Annotated in this window: 10 protein-coding genes; 9 read left to right on the top strand and 1 reads right to left on the bottom strand. The window is 43.1% G+C overall.

Annotated features, from left to right (window positions below; genetic code table 11):
* The first annotated feature begins 13 nt into the window (after positions 1–13).
* The 9 genes from AAHJ11_RS20045 to AAHJ11_RS20005 all read left to right on the top strand — a co-directional run bounded on the left by AAHJ11_RS20045 (position 14) and on the right by AAHJ11_RS20005 (position 17,501).
* Positions 14–1,780 carry a RagB/SusD family nutrient uptake outer membrane protein gene (locus AAHJ11_RS20045; RefSeq protein ID WP_413580064.1) on the top strand — a complete coding sequence of 589 codons (1,767 nt, stop codon included), beginning with the start codon at positions 14–16 and terminating at the stop codon, positions 1,778–1,780.
* Between the two features lie 22 nt (positions 1,781–1,802).
* Entirely contained in the window at positions 1,803–2,870 is a 1,068-nt protein-coding gene (locus tag AAHJ11_RS20040; RefSeq protein WP_148365479.1) for an endonuclease/exonuclease/phosphatase family protein, read from the top strand.
* A gap of 171 nt (positions 2,871–3,041) precedes the next feature.
* Complete coding sequence (locus AAHJ11_RS20035) at positions 3,042–7,100, top strand: two-component regulator propeller domain-containing protein (RefSeq protein ID WP_320979406.1); 4,059 nt, start codon at positions 3,042–3,044, stop codon at positions 7,098–7,100.
* 293 nt (positions 7,101–7,393) lie between these two features.
* The gene (locus AAHJ11_RS20030) at positions 7,394–8,929 is read left to right on the top strand and encodes a sulfatase-like hydrolase/transferase (protein ID WP_258978986.1); all 1,536 of its coding nucleotides are present in this window, start codon (positions 7,394–7,396) and stop codon (positions 8,927–8,929) included.
* A gap of 159 nt (positions 8,930–9,088) precedes the next feature.
* Positions 9,089–12,247, top strand: a complete 3,159-nt coding sequence (locus AAHJ11_RS20025; RefSeq protein ID WP_074558201.1) for a SusC/RagA family TonB-linked outer membrane protein — start codon at positions 9,089–9,091, stop codon at positions 12,245–12,247.
* Positions 12,248–12,274: 27 nt separating this feature from the next.
* Positions 12,275–14,047: a RagB/SusD family nutrient uptake outer membrane protein gene (locus AAHJ11_RS20020; protein ID WP_099147532.1), complete on the top strand. Its 1,773-nt coding sequence runs from the start codon at positions 12,275–12,277 to the stop codon at positions 14,045–14,047.
* A 31-nt stretch (positions 14,048–14,078) separates the two neighbouring features.
* Complete coding sequence (locus AAHJ11_RS20015; RefSeq protein ID WP_148365475.1) at positions 14,079–15,122, top strand: DUF5017 domain-containing protein; 1,044 nt, start codon at positions 14,079–14,081, stop codon at positions 15,120–15,122.
* Positions 15,123–15,266: 144 nt separating this feature from the next.
* On the top strand, positions 15,267–16,211 hold the full coding sequence (locus AAHJ11_RS20010) for a tRNA-dihydrouridine synthase family protein (RefSeq protein ID WP_148365474.1): 945 nt from the start codon (positions 15,267–15,269) through the stop codon (positions 16,209–16,211).
* A 54-nt stretch (positions 16,212–16,265) separates the two neighbouring features.
* Positions 16,266–17,501, top strand: coding sequence for a DcaP family trimeric outer membrane transporter (locus tag AAHJ11_RS20005; RefSeq protein ID WP_320978103.1), 1,236 nt, complete (start codon positions 16,266–16,268; stop codon positions 17,499–17,501).
* A 395-nt stretch (positions 17,502–17,896) separates the two neighbouring features.
* Here AAHJ11_RS20005 and AAHJ11_RS20000 read toward each other — a convergent pair whose 3' ends face one another.
* Positions 17,897–20,968 carry a chondroitinase family polysaccharide lyase gene (locus AAHJ11_RS20000; RefSeq protein WP_320978104.1) on the bottom strand — a complete coding sequence of 1,024 codons (3,072 nt, stop codon included), beginning with the start codon at positions 20,966–20,968 and terminating at the stop codon, positions 17,897–17,899.

Genomic DNA, 20,968 nt, shown 5'->3' with positions numbered 1-20,968 from the left:
TAAAGTTATGAAAATGAAACAACTTATATTAGGAGTGCTCTCCCTATTTGTATTGCCAGCATTGAACGGATGCGCCGATATTGAGGATCACCCGGACGGTCGTACAGATTACAGTGATTTGTTTACCACTAATCGCAAAACGTATGCCTATATGAACCAATGCTACGGATGGATTCTAAACTATGGAATGAACTATAATTATACCATGCTTGCAGGCTGTACGGACGAAGCAAAAGATGCTTGGGAACTACAGAACGGAGCTACCCGCAAATGGAATGAAGGACAATTATCCCCCTTCAGCAATCCATTGGAAAACATCGAAGGTAATCCGGAAAATTACAACCATTATTATCAAGGGATTCGCGCTTGCAACATCTTCCTTGCCAATATCCCTACTGCCAGTGTCTACTCGGAAGAGATACGTAACAGTTTCAAAGCACAGGTACTAACATTACGTGCTTTCTATTATCTTCAATTGGTAAAGCGTTATGGAGGCGTTCCTGTCATAACAACTCCTGACTACGATTATACCAAAGTCAAGAGAGGTACATTCGGCGAATGTGCCCGTCAAATATTGACCGATTGTCAGGATGCCATCGACATTCCCACTGTTGAAGAATGGGGGTGGCGTTCATTGGACAAGGAAAACTACCGTCATGTAATGACGAAAGCCATCTGTGCAGCCATCCGTTCGCAAATAGCACTCTATGCGGCCAGCCCCCTGTACAATGACGGAACAATCACCTGGAAAGAAGCTGCAGAAATCACGAAGAAATCTTTGGACGACTGCCTGGCAAACGACTATGAACTTTATAAGAAACAGCCGAATGCCACTGCCGGTTACTCTCCTTATGATGTTTATTTCTACTCACGTACTGACCTTCCAGTAGTAAACGACAAAGAAACTATTATGGAAGTTGGACAGATGTATATGTGGAATTATGCCGGTCTGCCAGCTACTGATGGTCAGACAGATGCTGGAGCCTGTCCGTCCCAAGAATTACTTGATGCTTATGAAGTTGTGAATGCGGATATGACAGAAGCCTATCCCCTTCTCAATCTTGAAAATCCCTATCAAGACGCCAATCACCTGCAGCCCAATCTGAATTCGGCTGTCCAGAATCTCTACAATCAAGCTAAGCCGTATGAAAACCGTGATCCACGTCTTAAAGCTTCTATCTATTATGATGGTTCCAAGCTGAATCTGGAGACGGGTACATTAGTCTCAACCAAGACAGGAGGAAACTGTGCTCTTGATCCGAGCAATGCACGTTACACCTGCACCGGTTATTATACACGTAAGTTCTCACATTACAAATCCGGACGTTCCGGTAATTTGGACGGATATTTTAAAGAGTTCCGTCTGGCCGAATTATATTTGAATTATGCGGAAGCTGCTAACGAAGCATCAACTACCGGAACCGTACCTAATGATGCAGTAGATGCAGTTAATACAGTGCGTTCCAGAGTAGGTATGCCGGGAATTCCTTACGGATTATCCTGCGACCAATTCCGTCTGCGAGTCAGAAATGAAAGACGTGTGGAACTTGCTTTTGAAGAACATCGCTTCTTCGACGTGCGCCGTTGGAAAATTTTGGATCAGACAGACAAGGTCGTCACCGGAATGAAAGCAAATGCGGATGGAAGCTATTCCCGCTTTGTTGTAGATAGTGACCGAAGAGCATACAGTGAGAAATTCTTATTATATCCCATACCGGGTGATGAAGCAATCCGGTTGCAAAATGCATCAGGAACTAACTGCCAAAATCCGGGATGGTAATCAACTATTAAAAATACAGATTATGCAAAAGTGGTTATTAACAATTATTATTGCCATACTTCCTGTTATCACGGCATGTTCCAAAAGCGATACTGATATATCTGCACCGGAAGAAAAAACAGGAAAGAAAACAGAGTTCAAATTCTTCCAACTCAACTTATGGGTGGAATGTACCAAAGTGGAACATGCCCCGGAATACCTAATTGAACAAATTGCCACCATACAGCCAGATGTGGCAACGTTTTGCGAATTATATAAAGGTCCGCAAGACGACCCTGTGATGCCTAAACTGATGCAAGGACTTAAAGATAAAGGACTTACCTATTACGATGCACGCATAGACGGAAGGGCAGTCATATCGAAGTTCCCGATCAAAGAAACAGAGCGCATCAATAAATGGATGTTCAAAGCTATTCTGGATGTAAGCGGAAAACGGGTAGCTGTTTACCCGGCACACTCGGAATACCGCTACTACACATGCTATTATCCACGCGGATACAATGACGGTAGTGTTAATTGGGATAAACTTCCGGCTCCTATCACAGACGTGGACAAAATTCTGTCCGTATGTGAAGAATCAGACCGTATAGAATCTGCCCAGGCTTTTATCAACGATGCTGCCAAAGAACTGGAGCAAGGCGCATTTGTTTTCTTTGCCGGAGATCTGAACGAACCTTCTTATCTGGATTGGCAGAACGATACAAAAGATTTATTCGATCATCGGGGATGTATCGTTAATTGGGGAACTTCCAAATTGCTGATTCAAAGAGGATATAAAGATGCCTATCGGGTGATGCATCCCGACCCGGTTAAATATCCGGGGTTCACTTTTCCCGCCGACAACAAAGCAATCGCACCGGCAAACCTCTCATGGGCACCGGAAGCAGATGAACGTGAACGGATTGATTTCGTTTATTATTATCCGAATAAGGACTTGCAAGTGAAAAACGCGCAGATAGTAGGTCCGACAGGCTCTATCGTACGCGGGCAAAGAATAGAAGAACAAACCAAGGATCCGATTATTCCACCCGTAAACAATCAATGGCCAAGCGATCATAAAGGAGTATTGGTCACATTCTACATTAAATAGTCATGGGCACTATATATATAAGAGGTTAGTCAGGTTAGAAACCGGGAGAGTAATTCTGTTAAATAGGATTCTCTCCCGGTACTTTATAGTTACTTTCTTCTAATAAGGTTCACAGAAATCGAATAAAAACAATATATTTGCATAGATGTAAACACCTTAAAAAATAAATTAGTGAGAAAAGTAATTCTTTTATTTCTGCTATTTTTAAGCGTAGCTGGAGTCCGCACACAAGGTCAAAACATCACTTTTAGCCACTTGACCACGGACGACGGACTCTCCCAATTTTCTGTCAATAGCCTTTATATTGATGAACAGGGAATTATATGGATCGGCACTCGTGAAGGACTGAACCGGTATAACGGTAACGATATCAAAAGTTTCAAACTTAATAAAAACGATCCGAACAGCTTGTTCAGCAATACAGTGCTGCGCATCACCGGAAACAAAAACGGAAAGGTATACCTGCTCTGTACGGACGGGGTGGCAGAATTCGATCTGACCACACAAAGATTCAAAACGTTGCTGCAAGGCAATGTGGATGCTATTTATTTCAATGAGAAATTATATATCGGGAAAAGAGAAGAAGTATTTGTATATAATGAAAGTACGGGAAACTTCGATCTCTACTATCATCTTGCCGGAAAAGATATCACCCTCTCCTGCCTCCACCTAGACGAAAAGAAAAATCTGTGGATGGGAACTACCAGTAACGGACTTTACTGCCTGTCCGACGATAAGAAAATTTCCCAACCTGTCACAAGAGGTAATATTGCCAGCATCTACGAAGATTCTTCCAAAGAATTATGGATAGGCAGCTGGGAAGAAGGACTTTACCACGTAAAGAAAGACGGAAGCATCGAAAACCTCCACCACGAACCCGGAAACCCGAACAGCCTTTGCTCCAACTTCGTAAGAAGTTGTAGCGAGGACAACGCAGGCAACTTATGGATAGGAACCTTTCACGGGTTAAATCGCTATGAAAAGAGCACAGGCAAATTCCAACTTTACACTGCCAACGCGAACAAACCCGACGGTCTCACCCACTCCTCTATCTGGTGCATCGTCAAAGATGAACAAGGAACAATTTGGCTGGGCACTTATTTCGGAGGTGTCAACTATTTCAATCCGGAATATGAAATCTATACCCGCTACAAGACGGGAGATACAGAAAAAGAAGGGTTAAGTAGTCCGATTGTCGGCAGAATGACTGAGGACAAAGACGGAAACTTATGGATCTGTACAGAAGGCGGTGGCGTGAATGTGTACGACCGGAAAAATAATACCTATCGGTGGTATCGCCACGAAGAGGGCAAAAATAGTATTTCCCATAACAACGTCAAAGCAATCTATTACGACCGGACTAATGAAATTATGTGGATAGGTACACACTTGGGAGGATTGAACAAACTCGACCTGCGTACCAACCGTTTCACAGTCTACCGGATGAAAGCGGGAGAGCCAACTTCGCTACCTTCGGACATTGTCCGAGACATTGTACCTTATAAGGACAAGCTGGTTGTCGCCACACAAAACGGTGTCTGTCTTTTCAATCCGGCAACAGGTGCTTGCCAACAACTCTTTAAAGAAACCAAAGAAGGAAGAGGCATTGGCATGGTAGCCAGTCTTTGCATCGACAAAGACGGTACATTGTGGATTGCAGCTACCGGGGAGGGTGTTTATTCTTACCGATTCGACAGCGGTAAACTTACTAATTATCCGCATAATCCCGCTAATCCGAACAGTCTTAGCAACAATAATATCAACAGTATCATGCAGGACAGTAATGGTAATCTGTGGTTCTGCACCTCCGGAAGCGGTCTCGACCGTTACCGTAAGGCAAGTGATGACTTTGAAAACTTCGATGTACAAACAGATGGTTTATCCAGCGACTGCATCTACGAAGTATGCGAATCATCCATACAGAAAGGCGACTTATTGCTGATTACCAATCAAGGGTTCTCACAGTTTGACTATCCAAGCAAGAAATTCTATAATTACGGTACGGAAAACGGATTCCCGCTAACCGCCGTTAATGAAAACGCACTATTTGTGACACATGACGGAGAAGTGTTCCTTGGTGGTATTCAGGGAATGATTTCTTTCTGGGAAAAGAAGCTACACTTCACTCCCAAATCATATAATATCATTCTTTCCCGCCTGCTTGTCAACGGAAAAGAAGTAGTTCCGGGAGATGAAAGCGGCATCCTGGAACAGTCGATCTGTCACACTCCGGAAATCAGTCTGAAAGCGAATCAATCAATGTTTAGCATCGAATATGCCACTTCCAACTTCATCCCTGCCAACAGAGATGAGATTCTCTATCGTCTGGAGGGTTTCTCGGACGAATGGAACCATACTTACCGGAAGCAAACGCTGATTACTTATACAAACCTGAATCCGGGTAAATACACCCTTGTCATCAAATCACAAAAGGAAGGAATAAAAGAGGCCAGACTGCTGATTATCGTACTCCCTTCATGGTATGAGACATGGTGGGCTTACCTGATTTATACCATTGTCACTATCAGCCTGTTATGGTATCTTATTCAGAACTATAATTCGCGCATCAAACTCCGTGAGTCTTTGAAGTACGAGAAGAAGCATATTGAAGACCTTGAAGCATTGAACCAGTCGAAACTCCGTTTCTTCACTAACATCTCACACGAATTCCGCACACCGTTAACGCTGATCGTGGGACAAGTGGAAACTTTGTTGCAGGTGCAGACATTTACGCCTAATATATATAATAAGGTGTTGGGAATCTACAAGAACAGTCTCCAATTACGGGAACTGATTACGGAACTACTTGATTTCCGTAAACAGGAACAGGGTCACATGAAGATCAAAGTAAGCCAGCACAACCTGGTTAACTTCCTGTATGAGAATTATCTGCTCTTCCTCGAATACGCCAGCAGCAAACAAATCAACTTCAAGTTCAACAAACAGAAGGATGACATTGAAGTGTGGTATGACCAAAAACAGATGCAGAAAGTGATAAACAACCTGCTGTCTAATGCAGTAAAACATACCAAGGCCGAAGATACGATTTCGATTAATGTATCGCAGGAGAAAGACCATGTCATCATTGAAATAAAAGATACCGGCACAGGTATCGCCGCTGCCGAAATTGATAAGATATTCGACCGCTTTTATCAGACCGAACATCTCAACTCGCTGAATACCGGAGCCGGTACAGGCATCGGACTGGCACTGACGAAAGGTATTGTGGAACTTCATCACGGCACAATCCGGGTGGAAAGCGAACCGGGCAAAGGAAGCAGTTTCATCATTACCCTCAAACTAGGCAAGGAACACTTTACAGAAGAGCAAATAGCAAAGGATGATACGGAAACCCTCCAACAGACAGAAACTATTGTTCCTTCAGTAGAAGTAATCCCTGATTCGGAATGGAAAGAAGAAGATAACAAGCGTATCGAAGACGCCAAAATGTTGATAGTGGAAGACAATGAGTCTATCAAGCAGATGTTAGTCGGTATTTTCGAAACATTCTATCAGGTCAGTACGGCTTCCGATGGAGTAGAAGCATTAGAGATGATACAGAAGGATATGCCAAGCATCATTTTAAGTGATGTCGTGATGCCACGTATGTCGGGTACGGAACTTTGCAAACAGATCAAGACGGACTTTAATACCTGCCATATTCCGGTGGTATTATTAACTGCGCGTACTGCCATAGAGCACAATATCGAAGGTTTGAAGATTGGTGCGGATGATTATATCACGAAACCGTTTAATACCAATCTTCTGATTTCCCGCTGCAATAATTTGGTTAATTCCCGCCGACTACTGCAAGAGAAGTTCAGCAAACAACCACAGGCTTTTGCCCAAATGTTGGCTACCAACCCGATGGATAAGGAGATGCTCGACCGTGCGATGGCTATTATCGAACGTCATCTGGACAATACGGATTTCAACGTCAATATCTTCGCTCGCGAAATGGGTATGGCACGTACGAACCTATTCACCAAACTGAAAGCTGTGACAGGTCAGACTCCGAATGATTTCATCCTAAGCATACGTCTCAAAAAGGGTGCTGTCATGTTAAGGAATAACCCGGAGCTGAATATCACGGAGATTTCCGACCGGATCGGGTTCTCCTCCTCCCGCTATTTCAGTAAATGTTTCAAGGAGATTTATCACGTCAGTCCGCTGGCTTACCGTAAAGGAGAAGAGAGCGGAGAAGAAGGAGACGGGGAAGAAACAGATTAGCAGGCAACTGTACAAGCACTCTTGCAAAATAATCTTATATTATTAGGCACGGATCACACGGATTTCACGGATTAAAAAAACGATGAGTATGAAAACTACAGCGTTCATCCGTGTGATCCGTGCCTAAATTTATAATATAAACGGTTTCTTAGTCCGGACATCTTCGCCCGAATAAAAAAGGTAACTTCTTAAGTGTACTATTTTGTACTTCACTTGTACATTCCTACTCATTCTTTTTCTTCCAATCGCTTATCTTTGTGTTCATTACATTATTTCCTAAAACACTCAGCATTATGAAAAACGTTTCGCGTCTACTTCCCCTGTTGTCCGGCATCGTCACGCTGTCAGGATGCAATCAAGCACCCCAAAAGAGCAATGGGCAGAATAACCAAAAGCCTAACATTATTTATATATTTGCAGATGATCTCGGCATTGGTGATTTAAGCTGTTATGGAGCAACGAAAGTGAGTACCCCCAACATCGATCGGCTGGCAGGACAAGGAGTACAATTTACCAATGCTTATGCAACTTCCGCCACCAGCACTCCTTCCCGTTTCGGACTCCTGACCGGTATGTATCCGTGGAGACAAGAAAACACAGGGATTGCTCCCGGCAACTCTGAACTCATTATCGACACTACCTGCGTCACCATGGCAGATATGCTGAAAGATGCAGGATACGCAACCGGTGCAGTAGGCAAATGGCATCTGGGACTCGGTCCGAAAGGTGGAACCGACTTTAACAACCGGATTACCCCTAACGCACAAAGCATCGGTTTTGACTACGAATTTATTATTCCGGCTACCGTAGACCGTGTACCTTGTGTATTTGTAGAAAACGGACATGTCGTAGGACTTGACCCCAATGATCCTATCACCGTAAGTTATGACCACAAAGTCGGCGACTGGCCTACGGGAGAAGAGAACCCGGAGCTCGTCACTTTAAAACCCAGTCAGGGACACAATAATACAATTATCAACGGTATTCCCCGTATCGGCTGGATGACCGGAGGAAAATCCGCTCTTTGGAAAGATGAAGACATAGCTGATATCATCACCAACAAGGCTAAGAATTTCATTGCATCCCATCAGGAAGAACCCTTCTTCTTATATATGGGTACGCAAGACGTACATGTACCGCGCATCCCCCACCCACGTTTCGCAGGCAAAAGCGGACTCGGCACTCGTGGCGACGTCATCCTGCAACTGGACTGGACCATCGGTGAAATCATGCACACACTGGATAGCCTCCACATCGCAGACAACACCATCCTTATCTTTACCAGCGACAACGGTCCTGTTATCGACGACGGCTATCAAGACCAAGCTTACGAACTTCTCAACGGACATACTCCGATGGGGATCTACCGTGGCGGGAAATACAGTGCTTACGAAGCGGGTACACGCGTTCCGTTTATTGTCCGTTGGCCTGCCCGGGTGAAGCCGAACAAGCAACAAGCTCTCTTCTCTCAAATAGATGTGTATGCATCGCTCGCCTCACTTCTGGACCAACCTTTACGCAAGGGAGCTGCCCCCGACAGTCAGGAACATCTGAACGTTCTCCTCGGCAAGAATAATACAAACCGTGAGTATGTCGTTCAACAGAATCTCAATAACACACTTGCCATCATAAAAGGCCAATGGAAATACATCGAACCGAGCGATGGCCCCGCCATCGAACATTGGACGAAAATGGAGTTAGGCAACGACAGACAGTCTCAACTTTACGATTTATCCTCCGATCCATCGGAGAAAACGAATGTATCAAAACAACATCCCGACATAGTGAAAGAGTTATCCGAATTACTAGAATCCGTAAAAGAGAAATAGTTTATGAGAACAGAAAAATTGTATGATTTTGCACCAATCTTGAATAATTCTATCCATATTAGAATATTCAATCCGTCTATCTTTGCAAGCGTAGATTCAATAAAATCACTTAATTTTTAATATATGAAAAAACATTTATCCACTCAAACTAGAAAAAGGATGCTCTCCTCCATCGGACTGATCCTGTTTTCTGTTTCTTTTGTACTTGCACAGGTACTTGTTAAAGGTACAGTGAAGGACAACTTAGGAGAAGGAGTGCCGGGAGCCAGTGTTCAGGTACAAGGTACTTCACAAGGAACAATCACTGACCTTGATGGTAAATTTGCTTTTAACGTACCCAATAAGAATTCAATATTGGTTATTTCTTTCATTGGTTATGTCACTGTAGAAATAAAGGCGGACACTCAAAAGCCAATGGTTATCACATTGAAGGAAGACACAAAGACATTGGATGAAGTGGTAGTAGTCGGCTATCAGGAAATACGCAAGAGAGACCTGACGGGTTCTGTTGCCAAAGCCAGCATGGCAGAACTGCTTAGCACTCCGACCGCTTCTTTCGGCGAGACATTGGGCGGACGTATCGCCGGTGTCAACGTAAGTTCGGGCGAAGGTATGCCGGGCGGACAGATGAACATCGTTATCCGTGGTAACAACTCATTGACACAGGACAACTCTCCTCTTTATGTCATTGACGGTTTCCCGGTGGAAGACCCTTCCGTAGCCGCAGCCATCAATCAGAATGATATAGAATCTCTTGATTTTCTGAAAGACGCCTCTGCTACCGCTATCTACGGTGCCCGTGGCGCTAATGGCGTTGTGATGATTACCACCAAGAAAGGTACAATCGGACAACCTAAAATTAAATACGACGGAAGTTTCGGTATTCAGCATATCACTAAAACAATCCCGATGATGGATGCCTATGAGTTCGTCAAACTACAGGCGGAACGTAGTCCAAAAGATATGGAAACTACCTACTTCATGAATTATGACGGCAAGAAATGGGGACTGGAAGATTATAGGAATATCCCGCAATATAACTGGCAGGATGAAATCTTCCGCAGCGCATGGATGCAAAGCCACAATGTCAGCCTGACCGGTGGTTCGGAAGGAGTTCGTTACAACGCTTCTTTATCTTATTATGATCAGGACGGTATCTTGTTGGAATCGAACTACAAGCGTATACAAGGCCGTATGGGTACTACCATTCAAAAGAAGAAACTGAAAATCTATCTGACAACCAACTATTCAAGCACTACAACCACCGGTGGTTCTCCTTCGCAGAACTCATATAGTGGTATGAACAACCTGTTCTATAGCGTATGGGGATATCGCCCCGTGACGGAACCGGACAGACCTTTAAATTCATTGATGGATAACATCATGGACGATGCGATAAACAATACCAACGACTATCGTTTCAATCCTATCATGTCTTTGAAAAACGAATATCGCAAGACGTACGCGAACTATATCCAGTTCAACGGATTTGCAGAATATGAATTTATCAAAGGATTGAAGTTGAAAGTTTCCGGCGGTTACACGTTCGATACCCGCAAAGGGGAAACATTCAACAACTCGAAGACCCGTTATGGTAATCCGAAATCATCCGATAAGGTGAATGCAGAAATCTATCATTCTCAACGTGCAACATGGTTGAACGAAAATATTCTGACCTATCAGACCAATATCAAACGGAAGCATTTCTTCAATAGTATGGTAGGTGTAACCCTGCAAAATTCTGACTATGAATACTATTCATACAAGACAGTGCAAATTCCGAACGAAGCACTCGGGATGGCAGGAATGAGCGAAGGAATTCCCAGTACGACCAAATCACTAAAGAGTTCCTGGTCTATGCTTTCTTTCCTGGGACGTTTGAATTATAACTATAAATCATTGTATTACGCAACAGTTTCTTTCCGTTCCGACGGTTCTTCCAAATTCCGTGGTGATAACCGTTTCGGTTACTTCCCTTCCGGTTCATTGGCTTGGGGATTCATGGAAGAGGATTTCATGAAACCATTGAAATCTGTTGTTTCTTCCGGTAAATTAAGAGCAAGCTGGGGATTAACCGGTAACAACCGCGTAGGTGAATATGACACATATGCTTTATATCAGATATTAAAAGATAAAGTTGGAGATTTTATTTCGATCGGTAGCCTACCAAGTGGTGTATATCCGTTCGAAAACAGTCTGACAAGTGTAGGTACAGTGCCTACTTCTTTAAGAAACAGAAAACTGAAATGGGAAACGACCGAGCAGTGGAATCTGGGTCTGGACTTGGGCTTCCTGGACGAACGTATCGGACTAACCGTAGACTGGTATCGTAAAACGACTCGTGATTTGTTGCTGAATACTGCACTTCCCACTTCTTCCGGCTATTTCAGTGCCATGAAGAATGTAGGAAAGGTACGCAACCAAGGTGTCGAATTTACCTTGAACACGACCAATATCAGGAACCGCCATTTCTCTTGGACTACCAACTTTAATATCGCATTCAACAAGAACAAAGTATTGGAATTGGCCGAAAACCAATCCTCTCTGTTGAGTGCAGCCAAATTTGACCAGAACTACAACTCACAATACAGCTACATTGCCAAAGTGGGTTATCCGATGGGAATGATGTACGGATTCATCTATGAAGGTACATACAAATATGAAGATTTTGATAAAGTGGGCGATACATATACACTGAAACGTAATGTTCCTTACTTCTCTTCCGAAAGCAATACACAACCGGGTATGCCGAAATACGCAGACTTGAATGGTGACGGCATTATCGACGATAACGACCGTACTATGATCGGTAACGGTATGCCGAAACATACAGGTGGATTTACCAACAATTTCGAATACAAAGGATTCGACTTGAGTATCTTCTTCCAATGGTCGTATGGAAACGATGTATTGAATGCCAACCGCCTGTTCTTCGAGAACAGCAATAAGACACGCGACTTGAACCAATACGCAAGTTACGCAAATCGTTGGACACCGGAAAACCCGGAAAGCAATATTCCGAGAGCTACCGACTCCGGCTCTAACAAAGTGTTCTCTACACGTATTATCGAAGACGGTTCTTTCCTTCGTCTGAAAACCGTATCTTTAGGATATACACTGCCGAAGCAACTGACCAAGAAATGGAAGATAGACAATGCGCGTGTATTCGTTGCAGGTCAGAATCTATGGACATGTACAGGATATTCCGGTTACGATCCGGAAGTATCTATCCGTGAAGGCGCACTGACTCCGGGACTGGACTTCTCCGCTTATCCGAGAGCCTACTCTATCAGTTTTGGTATAAACTTAGGTTTCTAATCAATCATCCTTCAAACAATTATGTATATGAAAACAATAAAAATAATCATCATATCACTTCTTGTCGGACTTAACCTGACTTCCTGCGATTTCCTAGAAAAAGACCCGACGTACACTACCCCTGAAAATTACTTCAAGAATGAAGCGGATGCTGCCTCTTGGCTAACAGGAACCTATGCTATTCTGGGGCAAAGTTCCTTCTACGGAAATGAATTCTTATACCTTGTAGGAGGTGACGATCTGGGACACTATGGAGGGGCTAACCGCGGACCTAACAAAAGTGGCTTGATCTGCAACAATGCCAATACGAGTGATCCGACTGTTGCAGCATTGTGGTATACCTTATACTCCGGTATCAACAGAGCCAATATTTTCCTGGAGAATATTGATGCAGTGCCCGATATAAACGATGATACCCGCAAGCAGTATAAAGCGGAAGCCCGCTTCTTACGCGCATTCTATTATTTCACTTTGGTAGAATGTTGGGGAGATGTACCTTTTAAGACTACTTCTACAGAAGATGCTTACAATCTCTCTATTCCACGTACGGACAAACAGACGATTTATGACTTTATCATCAAAGAGATGTATGGTTCTGCCGAGGATCTTAAATCTGCTCAAGAGTTGAACTATTTGCCGGGACGTGTTTCCAAATCGGCAGCTTGGGGAATGCTGGCACGTGTGTATATGTTCAGAGCCGGTGAGCCTAAACGTGACAAGGAAGTAGGTTTGGCCAACAGTACGACCAGCGCCGAGATTACAGAATATTTCAAGAAGGCAAGTTACTATGCGCAGTTAGTTAAAAACGAAGGTCATTCACTGACTGCCAAATATTGGGATTTCTTTATCGACATTTGTTCTGACAAGTATAACACAGCTCTCAATAAGGATGGTGCCAAAGCTAATGAGAGTATCTGGGAGGTAGAATTTGCTGGTAACCGTTCAACGGATGTACGCGCAGAAGGTAGAATTGGTAATATCATCGGTATTCAGGGAAAAGACCTTTCTTCCAAAGCCTCCATCACCGGTAAAGGTGACCCGGGTTATGCATACGCTTTTATCTGGAATACTCCTAAGCTACTGGAATTGTATGAAGCAAACGGTGACATTGACCGTTGCAACTGGAATATAGCTCCATTCACCTACACCCAATCAGCAGGAGAAGGCACTCCGGTAGACGGTCGTGAATTTGTGAAAGGAAAAAGAGATGAAGTGGAACAACAATATTGGGATCAATCCTTCAGCTATGGCAAAACAGATCCAGGTTCTACTTACGGTGATCGCGAATCGAAGAATGATGCTAATAAGAACCGTAACAGAGCTGCAGCCAAATATCGTAGAGAATATGAAGCAGACAAGAAGAGCAAGAACGATACTTCCATCAACTTTCCTCTTCTCCGCTACTCTGACATTCTGCTGATGATTGCAGAAGCTGAAAATGAAGTCAACCATGGTCCTAATGATCTTGCTTATGAGTGTATCAATGCAGTAAGAGAACGTGCAGGAATCAGCAAGCTTCAAGCAAATCTGGATGAAGAGAACTTCCGCAAAGCTATCAAAGACGAACGCGCTATGGAACTCTGCTTCGAATATACACGACGCTTCGACCTGATCCGTTGGGGAGACTATTACAAACTGATGCAGGAACAAGTGGACAAGGCACAGACTGACGAATCCTGGAAATTCGGAATCAATGTATACACTTACTTCAATATTCCGAAGTCTTACAACTATTTCCCGATTCCTGCCAATGAAATAGGATCGAACGGTGCTATTAAAACGAATAATCCGGGTTGGTAAATCTCTTATTAACTTTAAAAAGAAAAAGGATATGAAGACAATATATAAAAGTTTGATGACTATCGCTTTTGCCGGACTCTGTCTCGCTTCATGCGACAAGGAATTGAAAGAAGAGACAGCAATGGAAGTTGGCGTGGTGACAGACAGCAATGTCAGCTTCGACGGCAAAACTGTGACTGTAAAGAAAGGAAGCCCGGTAACGTTCAGCTTCGATGGTGATCCGGATTTTATAACATTCTTTAGTGGAGAAATTGACCATGAATATAGATTTCGGAACCGGACAGAAATGAAAATAGAGGATATCGAAAAATGTGAAATTAATTTCGATATGATTGCCCAATATGATGCGCCGCCTAAAAACACACCGCAGACTGCATTAGACATTTTCATTTCCGATAAATTTCCGGGAATGGCCAAGAATAATTTCGAAGCAGACAAGCAACTAGTGGAAGGATTTGACTGGACCTATTTAATACCGACAGATGAATTGCCGGTGAAAGTAGAAAATAACGACAAATCATATCCATACATTAAGAACTTGTCGTCTTATCTTGGAAAGCAAATCACCATTGCTTTCCATTACAAAGGCGGTCAGGATGGTGCTGTTAGACAACCTAAATTTTCCTTTAAAAATATACGCATAGAATTGGCTTTTAATAATAATAAATCAGAAACTGTCTATGCAAAAAATCTAGGTTTCACACCACTAAACATTGTAAATAATGAAAGTGACCAGCAATCGGACAAAGTTAAAGACAGAGAGTATGGAGCAGTTGATGGCGGTGTCCCCGGATTCTGGAAAACAAATTTACCGACGGAAATAATTGTATCTAGCTCTGCGGCTGGAGCTACACTAAAAAATAGTTGGCTAATCTCTGAACCACTTTTACTCAACGGTTCCTGCGATCCTGACGCTGGTGTAGCGATTAAGAATATCTCGCAATCGTTGGAGATATACTCACATACCTATGAAGAGACCGGTACATATACCGCTACCTTCGTAGCCAACAATGCAAACTACGTCCATCAAGGTGGTCAAGTAGTACGTGAACTGACTATAAACGTTGTAGAATAAAAATATATCCCCCAATTTTTCTAACCTTCAATCATAGAAAACGTTTATAAAAATCAGACTTTAATCAATTTAACATCAGAAAGAGAGGGACCGCGAGGCTCCTCTCTTTTACTTTTTCTGTATCTTTGCACAAAAATAAAAACAATGCCAAAGACTCTTCCTATTCATTTTGCCCCATTACAAGGTTACACCGAAGTGTTTTACCGTAATGCTCATGCTGCCTGCTTCGGAGGTATAGATACTTATTACACCCCATTTGTACGACTCGAAAAAGGAGGATTCCGCCATAGAGATGTCCGGGGAATCGAACCCGGGAACAATCAAGTACCCCACCTGATTCCCCAACTGATAGCCCCCTCTTTTGAGAAAGCAGAAAAAATCTTATCCCTATTCATTGAAAAGGGATATAAAGAAGTCGATATCAATATGGGATGTCCTTTTCCTATGCTGGCTAAACGTCACAATGGTTCCGGTATTCTTCCTTATCCTGAAGAAGTTCAGGCATTACTTAACCTGATTACAGAATATCCACAAATAAGTTTCTCTATCAAAATGAGGTTGGGTTGGGAAGATTCGGAAGAATGCCTGAAACTGGCTCCGATTATCAATGAGCTACCCTTGCGACAAGTGGCAATGCATCCCCGCTTGGGAAAACAGCAATATAAAGGAGAAGTTGACCTTAAAGCGTTTGAAGCTTTTCAGGGAGTCTGCAAACATCCGCTCATCTATAATGGGGATATCAATGGCGTAGAAGATATTCACCGCATTCAGGAACAGTTTCCCGGATTAGCCGGAATTATGATAGGACGGGGATTGCTTGCCAACCCGGCATTAGCATTGGAATATAGACAAAACCGTGCACTTGAGTCCGATGAAATGAGGGAGAAATTGCAATCTATGCATAAATGCGTATACAGTCAATACGCAGAACAGTTGGAAGGAGGAGACGAACAGCTTTTGAATAAAATGAAAACTTTCTGGGAATATTTAATGCCGCAAGCAGACAGAAAATCACTGAAAGCAATTCATAAAAGCACAAGCCTCAACAAATATAATCAGGCAATCCTTGCCTTTTTTAATCAACGATAAACTAATAACCAGTAATTTTTCGTAATTTTGCGCCCGTTTATAAACAAGCACATTATGAAAAAATACATTCTAATCTTTCTTTGTCTGATAACCGTATCAGGCAGCTTCGCACAAATGCAGGATTTCAAGTTTAAGTTCTACGGACAGATTCGTACTGACTTCTATTATAATAGTCGTGCTAACGAGGAAACCGTAGATGGATTGTTTTATATGTATCCGAAAGACAAAGTGCGCGATCCGGACGGGAACGATCTGAATTCAACACCCAACAGTAACTTCTATACTTTATACTCACGTCTCGGAGTAGACGTTGCCGGTCCCAAACTGGGAACAGCCAAGACGTCTGCCAAAGTAGAAGTTGACTTCCGCGGCACAGGTACTTCTTATTCAGTCATTCGTCTCCGTCATGCTTATTTGAATCTGGATTGGGGAAAATCAGCTTTATTGCTCGGGCAAAACTGGCATCCGTTATTCGGAGATGTGTCTCCGCAGATTCTTAATCTCTCTGTAGGAGCACCGTTCCAACCCTTCAGCCGTGCGCCACAAATTCGTTATCGCTATACAAACAAGAATTTCCAACTTACCGGAGCCGCAGTGTGGCAATCACAATATACTTCACAAGGACCGGAAGGGAAAACACATAAGTATCTGAAGCAAAGCTGTATTCCCGAATTTTATGTCGGAGCTGATTATAAGAATGGCGGTTTGCTGGCCGGCGTAGGCATTGAGTTGTTATCATTGAAACTACGTACGGAGTCCACTGTAAATAAAGATACATATAAGGTAGACGAACGCATCACAACTCTTTCATACGAAGCTCATGTGAAATACACCAACAAAGACTGGTTCATCGCTGCGAAGAGTGTATTAGGATCCAATCTGACACAAGCTTCCGGCTTGGGCGGATTCGGGATCAAGTCTGTCAACGAACAAACGGGAGAACAAAAATATACTCCAATACGTTTCTCCAGCTCTTGGTTCAACGTTGTCTACGGAAAGAAATGGAAGCCGGGAATCTTCGTAGGCTATGCCAAGAATCTGGGAACAAGTGATGCACTATATGCTCCCAAAGGAAATGATGCAAAACTTTATGGAACAGGAACAGACCTTAACCAATTAGTTACGGCAGGAGCAGAACTGACCTACAATGTCCCCCACTGGAAATTCGGGTTGGAATATACATTAAGTTCTGCATGGTATGGTTCGCTCAATACGTCCAATGGGAAAATTCAAGATACCCATGCCGTATGTAACAACCGTATTGTTGCCGTTGCCATGTTTATGTTCTAACCTCTCTATACAATTATTTTAATTATATATCTGTCACCTGTCACCGATTGCTGCTTAACGATTTGATTATTAACAATTAACACCGTGACAGCAATCGGTGACAGCAGTGTGACAACAATAATGCTGTCACCAGAAACAGATAAACTACATTTCACAACGCGGAGGTATTCACTCTGGAAGCTCCAAGCAATCCTATTTATTTCATGAATGCATTACCTTTGTTTCTCGTGGGGAAACTTTTAGTTTCAAGGCTTGAAACCAAAGGTTTCGTACCGGGAAACTAAAGTTTCAGCACCGAGAAACAACAGTTTCAACGGCATGGAAACTATAGTTTCTCCAAGAGAAACTACTGTTCCCCTATCAGGGAAAGCAAATGATCTCCTGTTGTCTGACTTTTATCTCCTTAACTCCACTTCAAAGCTAGCGCCATCTTTGCAACTGAACTGCAAAACTGTTTGCTTCTTATCAGAAGAAATCACCTTGCAAAACGGAGTTTCTTCTACATTCCATTGCCCTTTTATCGTTACAGTCACAGGTATTTCACCACTGGCATTTTCAATCCATGGTCGGGAATAGATACTACGTTCGATGCGTTTCCCATCTTTATCAAACGCTTCATCGCTTGGACCGCGATACAAAGCCAAATCCGGTTGTGCCACCGTCAACTTAATCTTATCAGCAGATTCTTTATGAGTCATAACCAGACAGGAAGTATCCACACGTTGTAATAAACCACCCGGCAATGTCGTTTCAGGAGTTTCAAACAACACATAAGAAATGATCTGTTCGGAAACGGACTCTACAATATGCGCATTCCGGTCTTGCCGTAATACCTTATAAGTGGGCTTCTTTGCAAATTTCTTCATGAGAGCTTCATTCGTCTGAGGCAAAACAGCGTATTCATAACTTCCGTTTTTCGGTGCCTTTCCATGATCTACAACCAAAGAAACCCAATCACCCTTTGTTTCTTTTCCCGTATTTTGCATTCGCGAGCATTGAGGAAAGTTCTCCTCAAACCGAATGGGAGTCGGAACATAATAACCCGTTCCCAAATGATCTACCCATACGTTCTTATCCCTTTGATAATTTTTCCAATAATCATGCCCTGCTTTATCAGTAACCGCTAATTGGAAGATAGTCGTTTCTGTCGGGAACTCCGTATTTGTATTTTCAATATCCGAACCAAGACAGACAATCATTCCATCGATGAAATGGTAAGATTTACGTGCCCGATGTGATCCGTTGTACTTATCATGCTCATGCAACTTCATTCCGAAATTACCATTCATCTTCTGTTGAGACAAACCACCGGCAAAAGCCTCGTCGGAGTAAAGCATCTCTTCCATTCCGGAGTAACTATCTACATTGAGCACCTTAGCCTGCAGTTGCTCCAATGGCAAATGAATAGATGTCACTCCCGGAATACGGTTCCAGTCAAAACCTTCCTGCTGCCAGCCACTAGTGGTGGGAGTTACTGTCTGTCCCGGCGCAGCAGTCAATATCTGTAAACTGCCGTGTGCCAGATAACGACCGTATAGATTTGCCCCCAGATAATGCTCTGCCGCCCATAAATAACGGGAATGTCCGCGTGCCACAGCCGACCAGTTACTACGACGTTGAACAGAGATGCAACCATATCCCATTGCTATATTTCCCTGCGGGTCCGTCTCCGGACGGAAACCTTTCTCTATAAGAAGTTTTGCCACCTTACGCTCTTCAGCATTTGAAACCTTAGGCATATATTCGGGAGAGTCATTTTCAATACTTGGGTCTGAAATCAGACGGAGGTAAGAAGAAGCCATTTCACTATCATATTCCTCCTTTCCATCGGGAGAACCGGCTAAAGCCATCATAGCAAAATGCATAGGAACCAGCTTACCTTTTCCATCCGGATGACGACCGGACATGGAAAGAGGGAAGTTCAGCTTATTGCAGTAAAAACGCATGGTCAACAGTACATTTTTCACGGTTTCATGAGCTAATTCGGAAATAGCAAATTCCGTCCGGCTGAAAAGATAGATCATATTGGTTGCTCCATCGAGTCCGCCCACAGCATAAGCCGGATAGTTGTTTCGATGATGGAAAGCACCTCCGTCTACTTTAAACGAACCGGACAATCCCAATGCAGGACGGCAACCAAAATCAATCCAACGGGAGAAAGACCGGAGATATTGTAGTTTTTCCGGTGTATCTTCCATCATTAAAATGCTGGCAATGCGTCCGGTGGTCTGTGTATTGAAAGAGTCCATATCAATTCCGTTGACTTCCGGTTTAGGGTATACTTCGTTAGTAATCGCATACCAGCGCAATGTCCGTTCGGCTTCCTGAAGTTTACCAGCTTCCCTAAGCACATCTTTCATCAGAAAATATGCCAGGTACAGACCGCGGACACTATAGCCGTAATGATGGATGTTTCCCCAACAACTACCATAAGCTACTCCCTGATCGGTTATATGATCGTACATTGCCAAGAACTTCTTCTTCATTTCTTCCCGAATCACCGGATTTGCCGCATTATTATATGCAACGGCAATTCTTTTCATCAGGTCGAAATAAGCACGCATTTCCACTCCCATTTTAGTCAGCATATCTTTGTCCCAGTTCGGTATGATCCGTTCATAAGCTTCTGAAGCACGTACCATATAAACAGGTACTCCCGATACTTGACCGTTCTTGTAGGTTATCTGATAGAAATCATATTTCTTGCGGATAGTTTCCACTTCTTTATCTGTAGTTTTCCCTTTCGTGTAGATCATATCACGAAAACGCTTTTCCAACAGTTGCATTTCTGCTCTTTGCTTATCGTTCACAGGAGTCAATTCAATATCCGGTTTCAAAAGCGAGTGTTGATAGACAACCAGCCAATGGTTGGTGGTTCCGGCATTGACAAAAGGGACTTGCAGATCGGCTGTCTGTTGACGTGCATCAACCTTAGTGGCCGTAATCAGATGATCGATGAAAAGGCTTCCTTTTGAATTTGGAGCAATCATCCGAAGTTCATTCATGCCTTCCTCCGGTGTGCCTTGCATATCACGTTCATAGCAGACCCATGCAGCACGCCAACCACTGAAATTAATGCCAAAAGGGAAAGATGTGCATTGTTTGCCATCTTTCAGAAACTGAAACTCAATGGTCGCATTCTGGGGAACTTCATTATAAACCCACACAATAAAAGCGGAAAGGTATAAATCCTTGCCGGTCGGATCTTTCTTCTCAAACTTCAAATCTTTCTTGAGTTCCAATATACCACCCGGTTCAAATGTCCATTCCAACGAATGTTTTCCATCTTTATAATGCAGATCAGATACCGACAGGCGGGATTGGGTAGCGGTGATACAATCCGGGATTTGCGGTTCTTCAAAAGAAAACATCCGCTCATCTGTTACGACTTGTGCATGAAGGAATGCTGAGCACAAAAGAGAAAACAGAGTTGTCACTCCAAATTTAGTAAAAGGTTGTTTCATCAT

The organism is Bacteroides sp. 90-K9/2 (genome assembly GCF_047310725.1).
GTDB lineage: Bacteria > Bacteroidota > Bacteroidia > Bacteroidales > Bacteroidaceae > Bacteroides > Bacteroides vicugnae.
This window is presented reverse-complemented; position numbering and strand designations above follow the sequence as displayed.

Bases quoted from the DNA above. Each gene is read 5' to 3' on its own strand.
- AAHJ11_RS20045 (WP_413580064.1), top strand. From the start codon at position 14: ATGAAACAACTTATATTAGGAGTGCTCTCCCTATTTGTATTGCCAGCA.
- AAHJ11_RS20040 (WP_148365479.1), top strand. From the start codon at position 1,803: ATGCAAAAGTGGTTATTAACAATTATTATTGCCATACTTCCTGTTATC.
- AAHJ11_RS20030 (WP_258978986.1), top strand. From the start codon at position 7,394: ATGAAAAACGTTTCGCGTCTACTTCCCCTGTTGTCCGGCATCGTCACG.
- AAHJ11_RS20025 (WP_074558201.1), top strand. From the start codon at position 9,089: ATGCTCTCCTCCATCGGACTGATCCTGTTTTCTGTTTCTTTTGTACTT.
- AAHJ11_RS20020 (WP_099147532.1), top strand. From the start codon at position 12,275: ATGAAAACAATAAAAATAATCATCATATCACTTCTTGTCGGACTTAAC.
- AAHJ11_RS20015 (WP_148365475.1), top strand. From the start codon at position 14,079: ATGAAGACAATATATAAAAGTTTGATGACTATCGCTTTTGCCGGACTC.
- AAHJ11_RS20010 (WP_148365474.1), top strand. From the start codon at position 15,267: ATGCCAAAGACTCTTCCTATTCATTTTGCCCCATTACAAGGTTACACC.
- AAHJ11_RS20005 (WP_320978103.1), top strand. From the start codon at position 16,266: ATGAAAAAATACATTCTAATCTTTCTTTGTCTGATAACCGTATCAGGC.
- AAHJ11_RS20000 (WP_320978104.1), bottom strand. From the start codon at position 20,968: ATGATGAAACAACCTTTTACTAAATTTGGAGTGACAACTCTGTTTTCT.